The sequence below is a fragment of the Pseudomonas putida genome (assembly GCF_003228315.1).
Taxonomy (GTDB): domain Bacteria; phylum Pseudomonadota; class Gammaproteobacteria; order Pseudomonadales; family Pseudomonadaceae; genus Aquipseudomonas; species Aquipseudomonas putida_S.
In genome coordinates, this window is sequence record NZ_CP029693.1 from 5,667,200 (window position 1) to 5,685,415 (window position 18,216).

At 60.1% G+C, this 18,216-nt stretch carries 18 protein-coding genes; 10 read left to right on the forward strand and 8 right to left on the reverse strand.

The features are described 5' to 3' along the window. Positions 1-41: 41 nt before the first annotated feature. Genes DKY63_RS26555 through DKY63_RS26570 form a run of 4 tightly spaced genes read right to left on the reverse strand, consistent with a single transcriptional unit; the run spans position 42 to position 4,088 of the window. Complete coding sequence (locus DKY63_RS26555) at positions 42-1,085, reverse strand: AbrB family transcriptional regulator (RefSeq protein ID WP_110966838.1); 1,044 nt, start codon at positions 1,083-1,085, stop codon at positions 42-44. Next, positions 1,078-2,592: a tripartite tricarboxylate transporter permease gene (locus DKY63_RS26560; RefSeq protein WP_110966839.1), complete on the reverse strand. Its 1,515-nt coding sequence runs from the start codon at positions 2,590-2,592 to the stop codon at positions 1,078-1,080. Before DKY63_RS26560 ends, DKY63_RS26555 begins: the two co-directional genes overlap by 8 nt. 1 nt (position 2,593) lies before the next feature. Then, positions 2,594-3,052, reverse strand: a complete 459-nt coding sequence (locus DKY63_RS26565; RefSeq protein ID WP_110966840.1) for a tripartite tricarboxylate transporter TctB family protein — start codon at positions 3,050-3,052, stop codon at positions 2,594-2,596. Positions 3,053-3,110: 58 nt separating this feature from the next. Beyond that, positions 3,111-4,088: a Bug family tripartite tricarboxylate transporter substrate binding protein gene (locus DKY63_RS26570; protein WP_110966841.1), complete on the reverse strand. Its 978-nt coding sequence runs from the start codon at positions 4,086-4,088 to the stop codon at positions 3,111-3,113. Positions 4,089-4,522: 434 nt separating this feature from the next. Here DKY63_RS26570 and DKY63_RS26575 point away from each other — a divergent pair, with 434 nt between their 5' ends. Beyond that, positions 4,523-5,194, forward strand: a complete 672-nt coding sequence (locus tag DKY63_RS26575; protein WP_110966842.1) for a response regulator — start codon at positions 4,523-4,525, stop codon at positions 5,192-5,194. Next, complete coding sequence (locus DKY63_RS26580) at positions 5,187-6,575, forward strand: sensor histidine kinase (protein ID WP_110966843.1); 1,389 nt, start codon at positions 5,187-5,189, stop codon at positions 6,573-6,575. The genes DKY63_RS26575 and DKY63_RS26580 overlap by 8 nt, the downstream gene beginning before the upstream one ends. 114 nt (positions 6,576-6,689) lie before the next feature. On the opposite strand, the gene DKY63_RS26585 is transcribed toward DKY63_RS26580, so the two are convergent. Further along, positions 6,690-7,511: an HDOD domain-containing protein gene (locus DKY63_RS26585; protein WP_110966844.1), complete on the reverse strand. Its 822-nt coding sequence runs from the start codon at positions 7,509-7,511 to the stop codon at positions 6,690-6,692. A gap of 49 nt (positions 7,512-7,560) precedes the next feature. Further along, on the reverse strand, positions 7,561-8,502 hold the full coding sequence (locus tag DKY63_RS26590) for a YgfZ/GcvT domain-containing protein (RefSeq protein ID WP_110966845.1): 942 nt from the start codon (positions 8,500-8,502) through the stop codon (positions 7,561-7,563). A 149-nt stretch (positions 8,503-8,651) separates the two neighbouring features. Between DKY63_RS26590 and DKY63_RS26595 the strand changes: the two genes are divergently transcribed. Together DKY63_RS26595 and DKY63_RS26600 are read left to right on the forward strand one after the other, a co-directional pair. Continuing rightward, positions 8,652-8,906, forward strand: a complete 255-nt coding sequence (locus DKY63_RS26595) for a succinate dehydrogenase assembly factor 2 (protein ID WP_007979797.1) — start codon at positions 8,652-8,654, stop codon at positions 8,904-8,906. After that, positions 8,890-9,342: a protein YgfX gene (locus DKY63_RS26600; RefSeq protein WP_110966846.1), complete on the forward strand. Its 453-nt coding sequence runs from the start codon at positions 8,890-8,892 to the stop codon at positions 9,340-9,342. Before DKY63_RS26595 ends, DKY63_RS26600 begins: the two co-directional genes overlap by 17 nt. Here the strand turns inward: DKY63_RS26600 and nadB are convergent. Further along, positions 9,311-10,927, reverse strand: coding sequence for an L-aspartate oxidase (nadB, locus tag DKY63_RS26605; protein WP_110966847.1), 1,617 nt, complete (start codon positions 10,925-10,927; stop codon positions 9,311-9,313). The two genes, DKY63_RS26600 and nadB, sit on opposite strands and share 32 nt — an antisense overlap. A 556-nt stretch (positions 10,928-11,483) precedes the next feature. On the opposite strand from nadB, the gene rpoE reads away from it, so the two are divergent. From rpoE to DKY63_RS26625, 4 genes are all read left to right on the forward strand, one after another. Then, positions 11,484-12,065, forward strand: coding sequence for an RNA polymerase sigma factor RpoE (rpoE, locus tag DKY63_RS26610; protein ID WP_003172477.1), 582 nt, complete (start codon positions 11,484-11,486; stop codon positions 12,063-12,065). 31 nt (positions 12,066-12,096) lie between these two features. Next, positions 12,097-12,684, forward strand: a complete 588-nt coding sequence (locus tag DKY63_RS26615; protein ID WP_110966848.1) for a sigma-E factor negative regulatory protein — start codon at positions 12,097-12,099, stop codon at positions 12,682-12,684. An 8-nt stretch (positions 12,685-12,692) separates the two neighbouring features. Continuing rightward, positions 12,693-13,652 (forward strand): MucB/RseB C-terminal domain-containing protein, encoded by a 960-nt coding sequence (locus tag DKY63_RS26620; RefSeq protein WP_110966849.1) that lies wholly within the window; start codon positions 12,693-12,695, stop codon positions 13,650-13,652. Between the two features lie 178 nt (positions 13,653-13,830). After that, positions 13,831-15,258: a DegQ family serine endoprotease gene (locus DKY63_RS26625; RefSeq protein WP_110966850.1), complete on the forward strand. Its 1,428-nt coding sequence runs from the start codon at positions 13,831-13,833 to the stop codon at positions 15,256-15,258. Between the two features lie 77 nt (positions 15,259-15,335). Here the strand turns inward: DKY63_RS26625 and DKY63_RS26630 are convergent, their stop codons facing one another. Then, positions 15,336-16,769 carry a M48 family metalloprotease gene (locus tag DKY63_RS26630; RefSeq protein ID WP_110966851.1) on the reverse strand — a complete coding sequence of 478 codons (1,434 nt, stop codon included), beginning with the start codon at positions 16,767-16,769 and terminating at the stop codon, positions 15,336-15,338. Between the two features lie 98 nt (positions 16,770-16,867). Between DKY63_RS26630 and DKY63_RS26635 the strand changes: the two genes are divergently transcribed. Together DKY63_RS26635 and DKY63_RS26640 are read left to right on the forward strand one after the other, a co-directional pair. Beyond that, positions 16,868-17,107, forward strand: coding sequence for a sulfurtransferase TusA family protein (locus DKY63_RS26635; RefSeq protein ID WP_110966852.1), 240 nt, complete (start codon positions 16,868-16,870; stop codon positions 17,105-17,107). Between the two features lie 31 nt (positions 17,108-17,138). Then, positions 17,139-18,209: an AI-2E family transporter gene (locus DKY63_RS26640; RefSeq protein WP_110966853.1), complete on the forward strand. Its 1,071-nt coding sequence runs from the start codon at positions 17,139-17,141 to the stop codon at positions 18,207-18,209. Positions 18,210-18,216: the final 7 nt, after the last annotated feature.

Genomic DNA, 18,216 nt, shown 5'->3' on the forward strand with positions numbered 1-18,216 from the left:
CTTTGTGGGAGCGAGCCTGCTCGCGAAGGGGGCGACTCGGTCTATCGGGAAGACTCAGGTTGCCGGTTCCAATACTTGAACAATGGCTCCGCCAGAAACAGCACAAACAACAGCCGCATCACCTGCATCGCCGTCACCAGCGGCACTGACAATTGCAGGGTCTCTGCCGTCAGGCTCATCTCCGCAATCCCGCCCGGCATCATCCCCAAAGTCAGCGAGCGCAAATCCAGGTGGGTCAGGGCACTCAGGCCCAGTGCCGCCGCTGTCGCAATCAACATGGTCAACACCGTGCCGATCAGGGTTCGGCCCATGAACGAGGGCGCGCGGCGGAAAAACTGACGGTTGAAATGACAGCCCAAACCGCTGCCGATCAGCCATTGGCCGATCTGGCTGCCACCATTGGGCAGACCGATGTGCAAGTCCCAACCGATGCTCACGGCGGCACTGACCAGCAACGGTCCGAACAGCCAGGGGTTGGGTTGGCGCAGGCGTTCCCAGATCCAGGCCGCCAAGGCGCCAGCAGGAAACAGCACCGCCAGCCAGCGCCAATCGATGCTGCCGGCGTGGGAAATCGGCGCGCCGTCGCCCAACAGGTATTTGAACGCCGCCGGCACACAGAGCACCACCACCAGCACCCGCAGGCTCTGGCCCGCCGCCACGCGGCTGAGTACCGCGCCGTTGCGGGCGCCGAGGTTGACCATCTCCCCGGAGCCGCCGGGCATGCTGGAGAAAAACGCGGTGGCGCGATCTTCTCCGGTGCGCCGCATCAGCCAGACCCCGACCACTGCGGACAGGCTGGTGACCAGTGCACCGAAGAAGATCAGACCGAAATGACTCAGCACCTGCTCCATCACCAGCGGGGTGAAGTGCAGGCCAATACCGATACCGACAATCCACTGGCCACACTTGCGGCCGCCAGGGATTTCCGCCAATTGCCAGGGGGTCAGGCAGCGCACCAGGATGATCGCCAGCAACGAGCCGACCATCCATGGCAGCGGCCAGCCGACCTGACTGGCGAGGTAACCGCCCAGCGCGCCGACCAGCGGCGTACCCCACCAGGCGTTGAAGGGTGTTCGATCAGACATCGGCAATAGCGCGCCGCGCAACCGAACGTTTGCGCCAGATTCGCAGCAATGGCACCAGCAGCATGATCACGGTCAGTACCCAGACACCGAAGGTGATCGGGCTCGACCAGAGGATCTCCAGCGCACCGTTGGAAATCGACAGCGCACGACGCAGGTTCTGCTCCATCAGACCGCCGAGGATGAACCCCAGCAGCACCGGCGACAGCGGGAAATCCAGCTTGCGCAGGATGTAGCCGAAGATGCCGATGCCAACCATCAGGAACAGGTCGAAGGTGGTGGCGTGCACCGCGTAGACGCCGATCCCGGTGATGATCGCGATCACCGGCACCAGTGCCCAGTTCGGCACGGCGAGGATGCGGGTGAAGATGCGGATCATCGGGATGTTGAGGATCACCAGCATGATGTTGGCGATGAACAACGAAGCGATCAGGCCCCAGACGATGTCCGGTTGCTGCTGGAACAACAGCGGGCCCGGTGTGATGTTGTACAGCGACAGGGCGCCGATCATCACTGCCGTGGTGCCCGAACCCGGAACGCCGAGGGTCAGCATCGGCACCAGCGCGCCGCAAGCCGAAGCGCCGATGGCGGTTTCCGGGGCGGCCAGGCCGCGCATGTCGCCCTGGCCGAAGGTGCCCTTGGTGCCGGCGATGCGTTTTTCGGTCATGTAGGCCACGGCGCTGGCGAGGGTCGCGCCCGCACCGGGCAGCACGCCCATGATGAAACCGAACACACCGCAACGGATGTTCACCACGAACACCGCCGAAGCTTCCTTGAGGTTGAACATCATGCGCCCGGTGGCTTTCACCGCTTCCTGGCCGCGATGGGTTTTTTCCAGCAGCAGGAGGATTTCGCTGATGGAGAACAGACCCAGCACCAGCACCACGAACTGAATGCCGTCGGTGAGGTGGATGTTGTCGCCGGTGAAGCGGTAAACACCGCTGTTGGCGTCGATGCCCACCGTCGACAGGAACAGGCCGATCAGCGCGGCGATGAAGGTTTTCAGCGGGCGATCACCGGCCATGCCGCCCAGGCAGACAATCGCAAACACCATCAACACGAAGTATTCCGCCGGGCCGAAGGCAATCGCCCATTTCGCCAGCAGCGGGGCGAACAGCACCATGCCGCAGGTGGCGATGAAGGCGCCGATGAACGAACTCCAGGCCGACAGCGACAACGCGACACCGGCCAGGCCTTTGCGGGCCATCGGATAACCATCGAGGGTGGTCATGACGGTGGAGGCTTCGCCGGGAATGTTCAGCAGGATCGAGCTGATCCGGCCGCCGTATTCGCAACCCAGGTACACCGCCGCCAGCAGGATCAGCGCCGATTCCGGTGGCAGGCCGAGGGCGAAGGCGATGGGGATCAGCAATGCCACGCCGTTGATCGGGCCCAGGCCCGGCAGCAGGCCGACGACGGTGCCGATCAGGGTGCCGGTCAGGGCCGTCACCAGGTTGTAAGGGCTCAGCGCGACGCCGAAACCCTGACCCAAATAACCAAGCGTATCCATATCAGTTCTCCAGAACGTCGAGCAGGCCCAGGGGCAGCGGCACGTCCATCAACTTGTCGAACAGCAGGTACAGACCCACCGCCATCAGCGTGGTGACCACGATGCTGGGCAACCAGCGACCGCCATACAGACGGGCCATGGGGATGCCGATCAAGATGCTGCTGAGGATGAAACCCAGGGGCTCGAACAGCCCGGCGAAGATCAACAGCAGCACGACGCAGAGGCCGATCTTGTTCAGGGTTTCACGGTCGAGTTTCGGGTCGTCTTCGCTGTGCACGATGGGTGTCGGGCGAAACGCCATGTACAGCAGCGCGCAGCCCATCAGCCCGAGCATCAACAATGGAAAGGCCCGAGGCCCCACCGGTTCGTAGGAATATTCGGCCTGGTAGGGCCATGCCATCAGTGCCAGCCCCAGGCAGACCAGAAGCAGCACCGAAGCGAAAATGCGTTGTAAGAGCATGAGGAACTCCTGTGCCACGGCCCCGCGAAACGGGGCCGTGGCCGCTAGACAGAGGCGATCACTGGATCAGGCCGAACTCTTTGGCCAGCACTTTGTAGTCTGCTACCTGCTTCTTCACGTAGGTGTCCAGCTCCGGGCCGGTCATGGCGAACGGGAACAGCTCACGCTGGTCGCGCAGCTTGGCGAACTCTTCGGAGGCCAGCAGTTTGTCGAAGGAGGCTTTCCACCAGGCGTAGTCCTCGTCGCTGACTTTCGGCCCGAGGTAGAAGCCGCGCACCACTGGCCAGACGATGTCGTAGCCCTGCTCGCGGGCGGTCGGAATGTCTTTCATCTCCGGCTCGTCCAGGCGCTTGTCGGCGAACACCGCCAGCAGACGCATGTCACCGCTCAGGATGTGCGGCATGGAGTCGGAGATGTCGGTGCTGCCGACCTGGATGTGACCGCCGAGCAGGGCGGTGGCGATTTCACCGCCGCCTTCGAGGGCGACGTAACGCAAGTCGCGCGGGTTGATGCCGGCAGCCTTGGCGATCAGTGCGGTCTGCATCCAGTCCTGGCTGCCGACGGTGCCGCCGGAGCCGATCACCACTTTGCTCGGATCTTTCTTCAGCGCCTGTACCAGATCGTCGAGGTTCTTGTAGGGCGAATCGCTTTTCACCGCGATGGCACCGTAGCTGGTACCGACGGCCGCCAGCCAGCGTACGTTGGTTTCATCGAAGCGACCGAACTTGCCTTGTGCCAGGTTCAACAGCGAACCGCTGGACCAGGCCACCAGGGTGCCGGCATCCGCCGGGCGCTGGGCGACCACCGCGTTGTAGGCCACCGCGCCGACACCGCCGGGCATGTAGGTCACGCGCATCGGTTTGGTCAGCAGTTTTTCGTTAACCAGCGCGCTTTGCGCCAGTTTGCAGGTCAGGTCGAAACCGCCGCCGGGCGAGGCTGGGGCGATGCATTCCGGGCGTTTCGGCTCGGCCATCAGTTGGCCGGCAAACAGCACGCAGCTGGCGGCGAGGGCGAAACGGCGCAGTGATCGATTCATTTTCTGTGTCTCCTTCGGAGTTATTGTTTTTTGGGACGATTCAGATGCGACGATTTCGCGCGGCGCCGTCGTGTACCTGCCTGAAGAGGCAGAACGACAGGCGGCCGGCTTCGGCGCTGGCAAGGGTAAACATCGGATGTGGCGGGGGAGGGCAAGCCTGGGGCTGTGTGGGCAGCATGCTGCAGTACCTCGGTTATTGTTCTTATGGCGAAAACGCTTCATGGCGTTTTTCGGGCGCTACATTCAAAAAACAGAGAGCAAAAGGCGGGTGGAATATTCAGGTCGAAACATTCCTATCCCGACTCTAACCAGCGAACCTTTCGCTAACCTTTCATCGGGCTTTCAAGGTTTTTCGGGCTTCACAGCGGCGGATGCCGCTGTAAACTCCGCGCCAAAGAGTGGCGTCGACCATTCCCTGAACGAGGTAACTATCCATGCGTGTCCTGCTCGTCGAAGACCATCTGCAGCTCGCCGAAAGCGTTGCCCAGGCGCTCAAGAGCACCGGTCTGACCGTGGATGTGCTGCACGATGGCGTGGCGGCCGATCTGGCGCTGGGCAGCGAGGATTACGCCATGGCGATCCTCGATGTCGGCTTGCCGCGCATGGATGGTTTTGAAGTGCTGGCACGCTTGCGCGCACGGGGCAAGAACCTGCCGGTGCTGATGCTGACCGCGCGCAGCGACGTCAAGGATCGTGTCCATGGCCTCAACCTTGGCGCCGACGATTACCTGGCCAAGCCTTTTGAACTCACTGAACTCGAAGCCCGGGTCAAGGCGTTGTTGCGTCGCAGTGTGCTGGGTGGCGAGCGCATGCAGCGCTGCGGCGTGCTGGCGTATGACCTCGACACGCGGCGCTTCACCCTGGGTGAAGAACTGCTGACCCTGACGTCTCGCGAGCAGGCAGTGCTCGAAGCCTTGATCGCCCGCCCCGGTCGAGTCATGAGCAAGGAACAATTGGCCTCTCAGGTCTTCGGCCTCGATGAAGAGGCCAGTCCCGATGCCATCGAAATCTACGTGCATCGCTTGCGCAAGAAACTCGACGGGCAGTCGGTGGCCATCGTGACTTTCCGGGGTCTCGGTTACTTGCTGGAAAGCCGCGATGCATAAGCCCAGCAGCCTGCGCTGGCGCTTGCTGTGGAACCTGGCGCTGTTGCTGGTGGTATTGATGCTGGCCAGCGGCTTGAGCGCCTACTGGAACGGTCGCGAAGCGGCGGATACTGCTTACGACCGAACCCTGCTCGCGTCGGCGCGGACCATTGCCGCCGGCGTTACCCAGCGTGACGGCACATTGAGCGCCGATGTGCCTTATGTGGCGCTTGATACCTTCGCCTACGACAGTGCCGGGCGGATTTTCTATCTGGTCAACGACATCAACCAGAAACTGATTTCCGGATACGAAAACCTGCCGCCACCACCGCCGGGGACGCCGCGTACCGATGACTATCCAGCGCTGGCGCGGTTCTACAACGCGACCTATCAAGGCCAGAATGTTCGTGTGGTCAGTCTGCTCAAGCCCGTCAGTGAGCCGAACATGAACGGCATGGCGGAAATCCGCGTGGCGGAAACCGATGAGGCTCGCGTGAGCATGGCCCGCAGCCTGGCGGCGGACACTTTGCTGCGTCTGGGAATGCTCGCCGTAGGGGCGCTGATGATTGTGTGGTTTGCAGTGAGTGCGGCCTTGCGTCCGCTGGAGCGTTTGCGCACGGCGGTGGAAGAGCGGCAGCCGGATGACTTGCGTGCTTTGCCCTTGGTGGAAGTCCAGCACGAGTTGTGGCCGCTGGTGCGCGCGCTCAATCACTTTACCGAACGCCTTCGCGGGCAATTCGAGCGTCAGGCACAGTTCATTGCCGATGCCGCCCATGAACTGCGCACGCCGCTGGCGGCGCTCAAGGCGCGACTGGAACTGGGCTTGCGCTCGACCGAGCCGCAAACCTGGCGCGAGACTCTGGAAACCGCAGCCCAGGGAACCGATCGCCTGACTCATCTGGCCAATCAATTGCTCTCGCTGGCGCGGGTCGAAAATGGCGCGCGGGCGATTGCCGAGGGTGGTGCGCAGTTGCTGGACTTGAGTCAGTTGGCGCGGGAGCTGGGCATGGCCATGGCGCCGCTGGCCCATAAGCGCGGCGTGGCGTTGGCGCTGGAGGCCGACGAACCGGTCTGGCTGCGGGGCGAACCGACCTTGTTGAACGAGCTGTTGAGCAATCTGGTGGATAACGCCCTGGCTCATACGCCACCGGGCGGCAATGTGATTCTGCGGGTGACGGCGCCGGCTGTGCTGGAGGTTGAGGACGACGGGCCGGGCATTCCTCTTGATGAGCGGGATCGGGTGTTCGAACGCTTCTACCGACGCAATCAACACGTGGCCGGCTCAGGCCTGGGGTTGGCCATTGTCGGGGAAATCTGCCGCGCGCATCTGGCGCAGATCAGCCTGCACGATGGTGAGCAGGCGGGGTTGAAAGTGCGGGTGAGTTTCGTTGCCGGGGAGTGATATTGACTGGACTGGCCTCTTCGCGAGCAGGCTCGCTCCCACAAAGGCTCATGGTGTTGAATGGATCAAATGTGGGAGCGAGCCTGCTCGCGAAGGGCGCGATGCGGTCTTCAATCAATAAAACATCGACCGATTTTCTTCCAGATCGGCACACATCGCCTTGTTCTCCGGGTCGATCCCGAGCTTGTTGAAGGCTGGCACGCTGAATGGATCAATGCGCGCAATCGGGTGGTCGGTGTCCTTGTGGCAATACAGGCTGGCCACCTGCACCAGGTCGACGTAATCCACCTGCGCCGATTGTCGCTTGAAATTCAGGTACAGCTGCGGCACCTGCACCAGCACATCCGGAAACTCCCAGACCCTGAGCAGTTTGTCGCCTAGCAGCGGATGAATGTGATCGATCACGTGGTTTAGGCTGACCGGATCGGACAGCAGTTCGTAGTGATCTTCGGCGTAGGTCAGGATCGGCAGCACGCCAATCTGATGCACCAGTCCGCCCAACGCCGCCTGGTCGGGCTTGAGCTGGGTGTAGCTGCGGCACAAGGCGTAGCTGACGCCGGCGATTTCCAGGCTTCTGCGCCAGACATCGCGCATCTTCTGTTCCACCACTTCGGAGCGGGCATGGAAAATCTGCTCCATGACCAGGCCGATGGCCAGGTTGCTGCTGTAGTTGATGCCCAGGCGGGTGATCGCCGTATGCAGGTCGGTGACTTCCTGGGTCGCGCGCAGCAGTGGGCTGTTGACCACTTTGATCAGCCGCGCCGAAAGCGCCGCATCGCGACCGATCACTTTGCTCAGATCACTGATACCGATGTCAGGGTCTTCAGCGGCCTTGCGAATCTGCAACGCCACTTCCGGAAGTGTTGGCAGAACCAGGTCATCGTTATCGATGGCCTCAACCAAATCCTTTTGGACCTTTTCCGCCAGCTCGCTCATTTCGTTTCTCTAGGTGTTGCCAAAAAGGTGTCGCTGAACAGTGCCGTGCTTAACGCTGGATTTCGCGGTCGCGGTCGAGTTCGTAAGGCAGGTCGAGCACGTGCAGGGCCGGGCCATCGAGGGCGCCGACGTGCAGATCACCGGACTCGGCGGCCTCGGCTTGCAGGACCGCCAGCAGTTCGATGTGCTGTCCGGCACGGGCAGCCAGCACCACCTCGCCGATCGAGCTGGCATGAGCCGGGGAAAACAGCTGGGTGCCGGGTTCAGGCAATTCACCGGCGTCCAGTTGCACGCGATACAGGCGACGCTTGAGTTTGCCCAGGTACTGCATCCGCGCGACGATTTCCTGGCCGGTGTAGCAGCCTTTCTTGAAACTCACGCCACCGACGGCTTGCAGGTTGAGCATCTGCGGGATGAACAGCTCGCGGGTGCCGGGCATCACCTGGCCGATCCCGGCGCGGATCTGGCCCAGCAACCATTGATTCAGATCGCCTTCGGCCAGCAGGGCGCCGAGCTTGCCCTTGATGACGTCGGCTTGATCGGCGGCTGCCCAGACTTCCGCGCGATCAGGCGAAACGCGAATGGCGATCAACCCGGCATGACGCACGACACTGTCGGTCTCTGCCGGCAGTTCAAGACCCAGGCTGATCAGGGCGGCATCGCCATGGTCGACGCCGAAGCGTACCCAGGCGGCGCTTTCATCGGTCAGCTTGGACTTGGAGAACACCGCGTACTTTTTCAGGTCCGCCAGTTGCGGTTCCAGCAGCTCGCTGGCCATCGCAAGCAGTACGCCGTCGCCTTCGAGCAGGATGCGGAAACTCGATTGCATCCGGCCTTTCTGCGTGCAGCGCGCACCGAGGCTGGCTTGGGTATCGCTCAGGTAATTGAGGTTGCAGGTCAATTGACCTTGCAGGAACTTGGCAGCGTCCGCGCCGCGGACCGCCAGAACACCTTCATGAGACAGCGTGCAGAAAAAAGCAGAATCGGCCATGGGTCATCGCAGGGTAAAGAGTCTGGCGGACATGATAAGGGGGCGCCCTTGAAATGGGTAGTTCACAAAGGATCGCCGGTGCCCGACCAAAGCCGACTGTTCGATCAGACACAGGGCTGTATACTTGCGGCCTATTTGAGGAGCGCTCCATGGTCGAAGATGTTGAACTGAACCGCCTCTTTTGGCACAGCCGCCGCGGCATGCTTGAGCTTGATGTGTTGCTGGTGCCGTTCACGAAAGAGGTTTACGCAACGCTCAACGAGGTGGATCGCGCGTTGTACGTCCGACTGCTGACGTGTGAGGATCAGGACATGTTCGGCTGGTTCATGGAACGGAGCGAATCCGAGGATCCTGAACTGCAACGCATGGTTCGCATGATTCTGGATCGTGTCCAGCCCAAGTAATTCGTTTGAGTGCCGCTGGCATGCCTCTTGGCAGTTGCTGGCGGCGTATCTTCTGGCCCAGCTGTTCGCGCTGGGTTCATTGTTTCTACTTTCCATTCCGCTTTGGGCCAGTCTGCTCGGCGCCTTCGGCTGCCTCCTGCATGGCGCCTGGGTTTTGCCGCGTCAAATACTCTTGATTCACCCAAAGGCATTTCGCGGTTTGCGGCGCGATGCCGACGGCTGGCAGTTATGGAATGAGTCGGCGGGATGGCAACCGGTGCAATTGCGGCCCGACAGCCTGGCGCTGCCGTTGATCGTGGTGCTGCGTTTTCGCTTGCGTGGTGAGCGGCGAGTGCGGGCTATCTGTGTACCCCGGGATTCGCAGGCGGCGGACGTGCACCGCCGCCTGCGGGTTCGACTCAAGTTCAGTCGGCGTAGGTGGGCGGCACCAGAATAGTGTCCAGGGCGACCGGCAGCATTTTCGGATAGTCGAGGGTGTAATGCAGGCCTCGGCTTTCCTTGCGCTCCATGGCTGACAGGATCATCAGTTCGGCCACCTGAGCCAGGTTGCGCAGTTCGATCAAATCGCGGCTGACTTTGTAGTTGCTGTAAAACTCGTCGATCTCGTCGAGCAACAGGCGCACGCGATGCTGCGCTCGTTGCAGGCGCTTGTTGGTGCGCACGATCCCGACGTAGTCCCACATGAATCGCCGCAGCTCATCCCAGTTGTGCGCGATGATCACGTCTTCATCGGAGTCGGTGACCTGGCTCGCATCCCAGACGGGCAGGGCGACGGGTGCAGCGACCTGCTGTAACTGCTCCATGATGTCTGCCGCCGCCGAACGGGCGTAAACGAAACACTCAAGCAACGAGTTGCTGGCCATGCGATTGGCGCCGTGCAGGCCGGTGAAGCTGGTTTCGCCGATGGCGTACAGCCCCGGTACATCGGTGCGGCCATTCTGGTCGACCATGACGCCGCCGCAGGTGTAGTGCGCTGCTGGCACCACGGGAATCGGTTGCTTGGTGATGTCGATGGAAAACTCGAGGCAGCGTTCGTAAACGGTCGGGAAGTGGGTCTTGATGAAGCTTTCGGACTTGTGGCTGATGTCCAGATAAACGCAGTCGACGCCCAGGCGCTTCATTTCATGGTCGATGGCCCGGGCGACGATATCTCGTGGGGCCAGTTCAGCCCGTGGGTCGAAGCGCTGCATGAAGCGTTCGCCATTGGGCAGCTTCAAGTGGGCACCTTCGCCACGCAGGGCTTCGGTGATCAGGAAGCTCTTGGCTTGCGGGTGATACAGGCAGGTGGGGTGGAACTGGTTGAACTCCAGGTTTGCCACCCGGCAGCCGGAACGCCAGGCCATGGCGATGCCGTCGCCACAGGCTCCATCGGGGTTGCTGGTATAGAGGTAGACCTTGGCGGCGCCTCCGGAAGCGAGGATCACGAAACGGGCACCATAGGTGTCGACTTCGCCGGTGCCGCGATTGAGCACGTAGGCACCTAGGCAGCGATCACCCTCCAGGCCGAGGCGTTTTTCCGTGATCAGGTCGATGGCTACCCGTTGTTCCAGCAGTTCGATGTTCGATCGCTGCTTGGCCTGGGCCAGCAGGGTTCTGAAGATGGCTGCGCCGGTGGCATCGGCAGCGTGGATGATGCGCCGATGACTGTGGCCGCCTTCACGGGTCAGGTGAAATTCGAATCCACCGTCTTCGGTGCTCGATTGGTCATCGCGGGTAAACGGCACCCCCTGATCGATCAGCCATTGAATCGCTTCTTTACTGTGTTCGACCGTAAAGCGCACGGCATCTTCATGGCACAGGCCACCACCGGCATTGAGGGTGTCATCGACGTGGGACTCAACGGTGTCGGTGTCGTCCAGCACGGCCGCGACGCCGCCCTGGGCCCAGAAGGTCGAGCCGTTGGCGAGGTCGCCCTTGCTCAGTACCGCAATGCGCAAATGACCGGGCAAGGTCAGCGCAAGGCTCAAGCCGGCAGCGCCGCTGCCAATTACCAGAACATCGTGTTGAAACTGTTGGCTCATTTCAGGATTCCGCTCAAGGCGACCCGGTTCGGGGGAGGCGCTGGACAACTGGACAGGCGAGTCGGGTTTGCGCACGGCCCACTAGTATATAGAGGGGTGGGGCGGCACAATAGCCGAGCCCATATGGCATTGTGAAACTACTGTGACGAGAAAAACCCGACGCTTCGTCGGATGGTTTTTCCACTGATTTGCCCGTTTGACGACTGTATCGTGGATTTAACAGTCTTTTTCTATTCACAGTTGCACAATGTCGCCGTCACACAGCTATAAATGTGTGGAACTTTTGCCAAAGGCCCAAGATCAATAGACGGTTGCCTGAAACAAGGGACAGTGTCGGGATCGTGGAGGGTTCGTGATTGGATCCTGCCGGTGAAACTGACAACAAGATTATTTGCGCAGCCGGGGCATCTCGCGCTGCGTTTTTCGTGCGTGCCGAATCAGAGCCCGCAGGAAACTTGCCCGGAGGGGGAGAACTTTTGCGAAAAGCCCGAGTCTATGTTTGCAAGCCCGGTCGTTTAGTTTTGCAAGCCTCCTCCGTGCTTATCGAGGAGTGTTCATGCTAACCCAGGAAGAGGATCAGCAACTGGTCGAACGCGTACAGCGCGGCGACAAGCGTGCTTTCGATCTGCTAGTGCTGAAATACCAGCACAAAATTCTCGGGTTGATCGTGCGTTTCGTGCACGACACCCATGAAGCCCAGGATGTGGCGCAGGAAGCCTTTATCAAGGCGTATCGCGCACTTGGAAATTTTCGCGGCGACAGCGCGTTTTATACGTGGCTTTACCGCATCGCCATCAACACGGCGAAAAACTATCTGGTTTCACGCGGCCGTCGGCCGCCGGATAGCGATGTCAGTTCCGAGGATGCAGAGTTCTACGATGGCGATCATGGCCTCAAGGATCTCGAGTCGCCAGAGCGGGCTTTGCTGCGGGATGAGATCGAAGGCACCGTCCATCGAACCATTCAGCAACTACCTGAAGATTTGCGTACGGCTTTAACTTTACGTGAATTCGACGGTCTGAGTTATGAGGACATTGCGAGCGTCATGCAATGTCCGGTGGGCACCGTGCGCTCCCGGATCTTCCGCGCCCGGGAGGCCATCGATAAAGCCCTGCAGCCGTTGTTGCAGGAAAACTAAAGACAGCGGCGACAGCCAAGAGAGGAACGCCATGAGTCGTGAAGCCCTGCAGGAATCGCTGTCCGCAGTGATGGATAACGAAGCGGACGAATTGGAACTGCGTCGGGTACTCAGTGCCTGCGACGATGTTGAAACCCGTGAAACCTGGGCTCGTTATCAGATCGCTCGGGCGGCGATGCACAAGGATCTGCTGCTTCCACGTCTGGATATCGCAGCAGCCGTTTCCGCAGCCCTGGCTGACGAAGCGGTGCCGGCCAAAGCCACCCGTGGTCCATGGCGCAGCCTGGGTCGTCTGGCCGTTGCTGCTTCGGTAACGGTTGCCGTGCTGGCAGGTGTTCGTCTGTATAACCAGGACGAAATCGCCGGTGTGGAACTGGCTCAGCAATCCACCCAGCAGAATCTGGCTGCCCCTCAAGTCAAGGGCCCGGCCGTTCTGGCAGGCTACAATGAGAGTTCGGACGCCACCGGCCCCATGGCCAACGGCGTATTGCAAGGTCAGCCGGGCTGGCACGATCAGCGTCTTCCAGGCTACCTGCGTCAACATGCGCAACAGGCTGCATTGAAAGGTACCGAGAGCGCTCTGCCTTACGCGCGTGCAGCAAGCCTGGAAAACCGTTAAGGAGGATCATGCGCGCCATACCTCTACTTTCGCTTCTGCTTGGTGGCTGGTTTGTTGTTCCAGCCCATGCCGATGAAGCTCAGGACTGGTTGACCCGTCTTGGCCAGGCCGAGCAACAGCAAAGCTTTCACGGTACTTTCGTCTACGAGCGCAACGGTAGTTTTTCTACCCATGACATCTGGCACCGCGTCCAGGACGGCAAAGTCCGCGAGCGATTGCTCCAGCTGGATGGATCTGCGCAGGAAGTCGTACGCATTGATGGACGTACTCAATGCGTCAGCGGCACCCTGATAGCGGGGCTTGGGGATTCACCAAACTCCGCAGCTCGTGCACTCGATCCTCAAAAGCTCAAGAATTGGTATGACCTTGCTGTCATCGGCAAGTCGCGCGTGGCCGGGCGTCCGGCTGTAATCGTATCGCTGACGCCTCGTGATCAGCACCGCTACGGGTTTGAATTGCATCTGGACAAGGAAACCGGACTGCCACTCAAGTCCTTGCTACTTGATGACAAGGGGCGATTGCTGGAAAGGTTCCAGTTCACGCAATTGGATACCTCCGGTGTTCCCTCCGACAGTGACTTGCAACCGGGCTCCGATTGCAAGGCCGTCAACCTGGAAAGCGACAAAGCCTCTGCGGTCAAGGCCGCGCAGGTCTGGCATTCGGACTGGCTGCCGCCTGGCTTTGAATTGACTAGTAGCACGGCGCGCAAGGATCCCGAGACCAAAACCCAGGTCAACAGCCTGATGTACGATGATGGTCTGGCGCGTTTTTCGGTGTTTCTGGAGCCACTGAATGGTGCCACGGTCACAGACACCCGCACTCAACTGGGGCCAACCGTTGCCGTTTCCCGCCGGCTGACCACTCCGCAAGGCGAAATGATGGTGACCGTTGTCGGAGAGATTCCGGTCGGTACCGCGGAACGGATTGCACTATCGATGCGTTCCGATGCTGCCACCACCAAGCAGTGAGCTGAAATCGAAATGTTTCGTGAGCATTTCAGTTTGCAAATCCCCTCAGAATTTTTTATAGGTCAGAGCCCCTCGGCTCTGGCCTTGTTTGTTGTTCCCGAAACAAAGATACCGGCGTATCTTTTCCCGGGTTCCTTGTTCCATATCGCTTAACCATGCTCGTCGTAACGGGAGCCGTATGTCGATACCACGCTTGAAAGCTTATCTCTCCATTTTTGCCACCGTGTTTGTGCTCGGTCAGGCAGTCGCTGCGCAAGCGGCGGAGTTGCCCGACTTCACGCAACTGGTCGAGCAAGCCTCGCCCGCGGTCGTGAACATCAGTACCACGCAAAAACTGCCGGATCGCAAAGTGAGCCAGCAGATGCCTGATCTCGAAGGCCTGCCACCGATGCTGCGCGAGTTCTTCGAACGCGGCATGCCGCCGCAGCAGCGTTCTCCTCGCGGCGATCGTCAGCGTGAAGCGCAGTCCCTGGGATCGGGATTCATCATTTCGTCTGACGGCTACATCCTCACCAACAATCATGTGATTGCCGATGCCGATGAAATTCTGGTTCGTCTGGCCGATCGCAGTGAAATGAAAGCCAAGCTGATCGGCACCGATACGCGTTCCGATGTGGCGCTGTTGAAGATCGAAGGCAAGGACTTGCCGGTCCTGAAACTGGGCAAGTCCCAGGATCTGAAAGCCGGTCAATGGGTCGTGGCGATCGGCTCGCCGTTCGGCTTTGACCACACGGTGACCCAAGGTATCGTCAGCGCCGTGGGTCGCAGCCTGCCGAACGAAAACTATGTGCCGTTCATCCAGACCGACGTGCCAATCAACCCGGGCAACTCCGGTGGGCCGCTGTTCAACCTGAATGGCGAAGTGGTGGGGATCAACTCGCAGATCTACACCCGTTCCGGCGGCTTCATGGGCGTTTCCTTTGCTATTCCGATCGACGTGGCCATGGACGTTTCCAATCAGTTGAAAAGCGGCGGCAAAGTCAGCCGTGGCTGGCTGGGCGTCGTGATCCAGGAAGTGAACAAGGATCTTGCCGAGTCGTTCGGTCTTGAGAAACCTGCAGGTGCTCTGGTCGCCCAGATCCAGGACGATGGTCCGGCAGCCAAAGGTGGCTTGCAAGTCGGCGACGTCATCCTGAGCATGAATGGTCAGCCGATCGTGATGTCCGCCGATCTGCCGCATCTGGTGGGTGCACTGAAGGCCGGTTCCAAGGCCAATCTCGAAGTGATTCGTGACGGCAAGCGCAAGAACGTCGAACTGACCGTTGGGGATATTCCTGACGAAGATAAAGACCTCAGCGTGTTGCCAAAATCCGGTGCCGAAAGCAGCAGCAATCGTCTCGGTGTTTCGGTCGTCGAAATCACCGCCGAGCAAAAGAAAACCTACGACCTCAAAGGTGGTGTGGTGATCAAGGAAGTTCAGGATGGACCTGCCGCCATGATTGGCCTGCAGCCGGGGGATGTGATTACCCACCTGAACAATCAGGCCATCGAGTCCACCAAGCAGTTCACCGAGATCGCCAAGGCGTTGCCGAAGAATCGCTCGGTGTCCATGCGCGTACTGCGTCAGGGTCGCGCGAGCTTCATCACCTTCAAACTGGCTGAATAATCCGGTTGCTGGCTGAATAAAAAACCGCCTCGAAAGAGGCGGTTTTTTATGACCGGAATGAAAGGTTGTCCGACTCGTCAGCCCATCATGTCCTTGATCATTCGCTCCTGTTCCATCAACTCACGCTGGCGGGCATCGATCCGCGACGATAGCGGGAAGTTGCTGCCAGCCTTGCGCTTGGCAAAATCCAGTTGCTGAATGGCCTGACGGTAGTCGCCGACCAAGGCGAAGTATTCGGCACGAGCCTGATGCAGGCCGATGATGTTGCCCGAAAGGCCGCGAGTCTCCGCCACCTGGTACCAGACATCCGGATCGTCCGGGCGCGACTTGAGTAAGGCTTCCAGCGCTTTCTCGGCATCGGCGGCACGGTTCTGTTTCAGCAACAGGTCGACACGCACCTGGTTGAGCGGATAGTTGCCAGGGTATTGGGCCAGCATCCGGTCCATTCGGGATTGAGCGTCCGGCAGGCGATTGTTGGTGATGTCCAGATCGATCTGCGCGAGGTTGTAAATGATCTCGTTGGGCGATTTGGCGAGCAAGGGCTTGAGGTTTTCCCGTGCTTCGTTCAACTGGCCGCCCTTGATCTGGGCGATGGCCAATCCATAGCGTGCGACATCGTTTTTCGGATTTTCATCCAGGAGTGCGCGGAATCGCTTGGCGCCAAGTCCGGGGGTTTCCTCATAGATCAGTTGGACACGCGCGCGGATCAGTTGATAACGCAGGGTGTCTTCAATACCACCCTGAGGGGCCTGTTCGGCGCGGTTGCGGGTGTCGGCGATTCGAGATTCGGTCACCGGGTGAGTCAGCAGGAATTCTGGCGGCTTGGCATCGAAGCGGTACTGGCGGCCAAGGCGTTCGAACATTGTGGGCATCGAGCGCGGGTCATAGCCGGCCTTTTCCAGATTGAGAATACCGATGCGGTCGGCTTCCTGTTCGTTTTGCCGCGAGAAACGCCGTTGCTCCTGAATGGCCGCTGCCTGGGTACCGGCAATGGCGGCGATCCCGGCGTCGCCGGCACCGGCGGCGGCGATCACGATCCCCGCTAGCAGCGCTGCCATCATCGGCACTTGCATGCGCTGTTGGGCTTCCACGCCACGGGCAAAGTGGCGTTGCGACAAGTGAGCCAATTCGTGAGCCATTACCGAGGCGTATTCGCCTTCGGTCTGGGCGTTGAGGAACAGGCCGCCGTTGACCCCGACAATGCCGCCCGGTGCGGCAAAGGCGTTGAGTTGCGGGCTGTTGATCAGAATGAATTCAAGGCGCCGGTCATTGACCTGACTGGTCTCTACAAGGCGATAAACACTGGATTCGACATAGTCCTTGAGCTGCGGATCGTTGAGCTGCGCGACCTGGCTTCGCAGCAGCGCCAGCCACGCACGGCCTAGTTGGTATTCCTGTTGCGGCGAGACGATGGCAGAGCTGGCGTCACCGAGTGACGGCAGATCGTCGGCAAAGCCCGGTGAGGCGAGCAGGCAAGCGAGCGTCAGCAGGGTGGGGCGCAAAAAAGTCATGCACAAAGCCTTAGTCGACAAAGACCTTACTGTAGCCGGACACCAGCGTTGCGACCAGATATTCTAGGCAGCTCAATCATCTGAAACGGAGTGATGCAATGATCGACGCTGTAGCCCATGACGTTGAACTGGACGCCAGTGGCTTGAATTGTCCGTTGCCACTACTCAAGGCCAAGATGGAACTCAATCGGATGGCCAGTGGCGCGGTGCTCAAGGTGATCGCCACGGATGCGGGCTCGCAGCGCGACTTTCGCACCTTTGCCCGTTTGGCCGGTCATACGCTGCTTCGTGAAGAAGATGAGTCGGGCGTTTACCGCTACTGGTTGAAAAAGGCCTGAAATCCGCGGCGTTTGTTCTTAAGGATTATTGATGTTCAAAGTGTTACGCGACTGGATTCAGCGCTACTTCTCCGATGAAGAAGCCGTGGTTCTGGCAGTCCTCCTGTTTTTGGCCTTTACCGCCGTCCTGACGCTGGGAGGCATGCTTGCGCCCGTGTTGGCCGGGATGGTGCTGGCGTATCTGATGCAAGGGCTCGTGCTGAGCCTCGAACGCTTGCGTGTTCCGGGCGGGGTGGCGGTAGGGCTGGTCTTCGCGCTGTTCATGGGCGTGTTGCTGGTGTTCATCGTGGTCGTGGTGCCGCTGCTCTGGCATCAATTGATCACCTTGTTCAACGAGCTTCCCGGCATGCTCGCCAAGTGGCAATCACTGCTGTTGTTGCTGCCTGAACGCTATCCGCATCTGGTGTCGGATGAACAGGTGCTGCAAGCCATCGAAGTGGCCAGGGGCGAGATCGGCAAGTTCGGACAGTGGGCGCTGACATTCTCGCTGTCGAGCCTGCCGCTACTGGTCAACATCATGATCTATCTGGTGCTGGTGCCGATCCTGGTGTTTTTCTTTCTCAAGGACCGGGCAATGATCGGTGAGTGGGTGCGTGGTTACCTGCCACGTGAGCGAGCGTTGATCACCCGTGTCGCCCACGACATGAACCGGCAGATCGCCAACTATATTCGCGGCAAGGTCATTGAAATCATCATTTGCGGCGGCGTGACCTACATCGCTTTCGTCATTCTGGAGCTCAACTACGCGGCACTCCTGGCGTTGCTGGTCGGTGTCTCGGTGGTGGTGCCCTACGTCGGGGCCGTGGTGGTGACCGTGCCGGTGCTGTTGATTGCGCTGTTCCAGTGGGGCTGGAGCGATCAGTTCATCTATTTGATGGCGGTGTACGGGATCATCCAGACACTGGACGGCAACGTGCTGGTGCCGTTGCTGTTCTCGGAGGCAGTCAATCTGCATCCGGTGGCGATCATCTGCGCGGTGCTTTTGTTTGGCGGGCTGTGGGGGTTCTGGGGGGTGTTCTTTGCGATTCCCCTGGCGACCCTGTTCAAGGCGGTGCTGGATGCATGGCCGCGCAAGGAACCGATCGTGGCGCCGCTGCTTTAGGCAAAAA

Coding starts and splice junctions, on each gene's coding strand:
- DKY63_RS26595 (WP_007979797.1), top strand. CDS start 8,652: ATGGTCGAAGATGTTGAACTGAACCGCCTCTTTTGGCACAGCCGCCGC.
- DKY63_RS26625 (WP_110966850.1), top strand. CDS start 13,831: ATGTCGATACCACGCTTGAAAGCTTATCTCTCCATTTTTGCCACCGTG.
- DKY63_RS26620 (WP_110966849.1), top strand. CDS start 12,693: ATGCGCGCCATACCTCTACTTTCGCTTCTGCTTGGTGGCTGGTTTGTT.
- DKY63_RS26590 (WP_110966845.1), bottom strand. CDS start 8,502: ATGGCCGATTCTGCTTTTTTCTGCACGCTGTCTCATGAAGGTGTTCTG.
- DKY63_RS26585 (WP_110966844.1), bottom strand. CDS start 7,511: ATGAGCGAGCTGGCGGAAAAGGTCCAAAAGGATTTGGTTGAGGCCATC.
- DKY63_RS26555 (WP_110966838.1), bottom strand. CDS start 1,085: ATGTCTGATCGAACACCCTTCAACGCCTGGTGGGGTACGCCGCTGGTC.
- DKY63_RS26580 (WP_110966843.1), top strand. CDS start 5,187: ATGCATAAGCCCAGCAGCCTGCGCTGGCGCTTGCTGTGGAACCTGGCG.
- DKY63_RS26640 (WP_110966853.1), top strand. CDS start 17,139: ATGTTCAAAGTGTTACGCGACTGGATTCAGCGCTACTTCTCCGATGAA.
- DKY63_RS26635 (WP_110966852.1), top strand. CDS start 16,868: ATGATCGACGCTGTAGCCCATGACGTTGAACTGGACGCCAGTGGCTTG.
- DKY63_RS26630 (WP_110966851.1), bottom strand. CDS start 16,769: ATGACTTTTTTGCGCCCCACCCTGCTGACGCTCGCTTGCCTGCTCGCC.
- DKY63_RS26575 (WP_110966842.1), top strand. CDS start 4,523: ATGCGTGTCCTGCTCGTCGAAGACCATCTGCAGCTCGCCGAAAGCGTT.
- DKY63_RS26565 (WP_110966840.1), bottom strand. CDS start 3,052: ATGCTCTTACAACGCATTTTCGCTTCGGTGCTGCTTCTGGTCTGCCTG.
- DKY63_RS26560 (WP_110966839.1), bottom strand. CDS start 2,592: ATGGATACGCTTGGTTATTTGGGTCAGGGTTTCGGCGTCGCGCTGAGC.
- DKY63_RS26615 (WP_110966848.1), top strand. CDS start 12,097: ATGAGTCGTGAAGCCCTGCAGGAATCGCTGTCCGCAGTGATGGATAAC.
- nadB (WP_110966847.1), bottom strand. CDS start 10,927: ATGAGCCAACAGTTTCAACACGATGTTCTGGTAATTGGCAGCGGCGCT.
- DKY63_RS26570 (WP_110966841.1), bottom strand. CDS start 4,088: ATGAATCGATCACTGCGCCGTTTCGCCCTCGCCGCCAGCTGCGTGCTG.
- rpoE (WP_003172477.1), top strand. CDS start 11,484: ATGCTAACCCAGGAAGAGGATCAGCAACTGGTCGAACGCGTACAGCGC.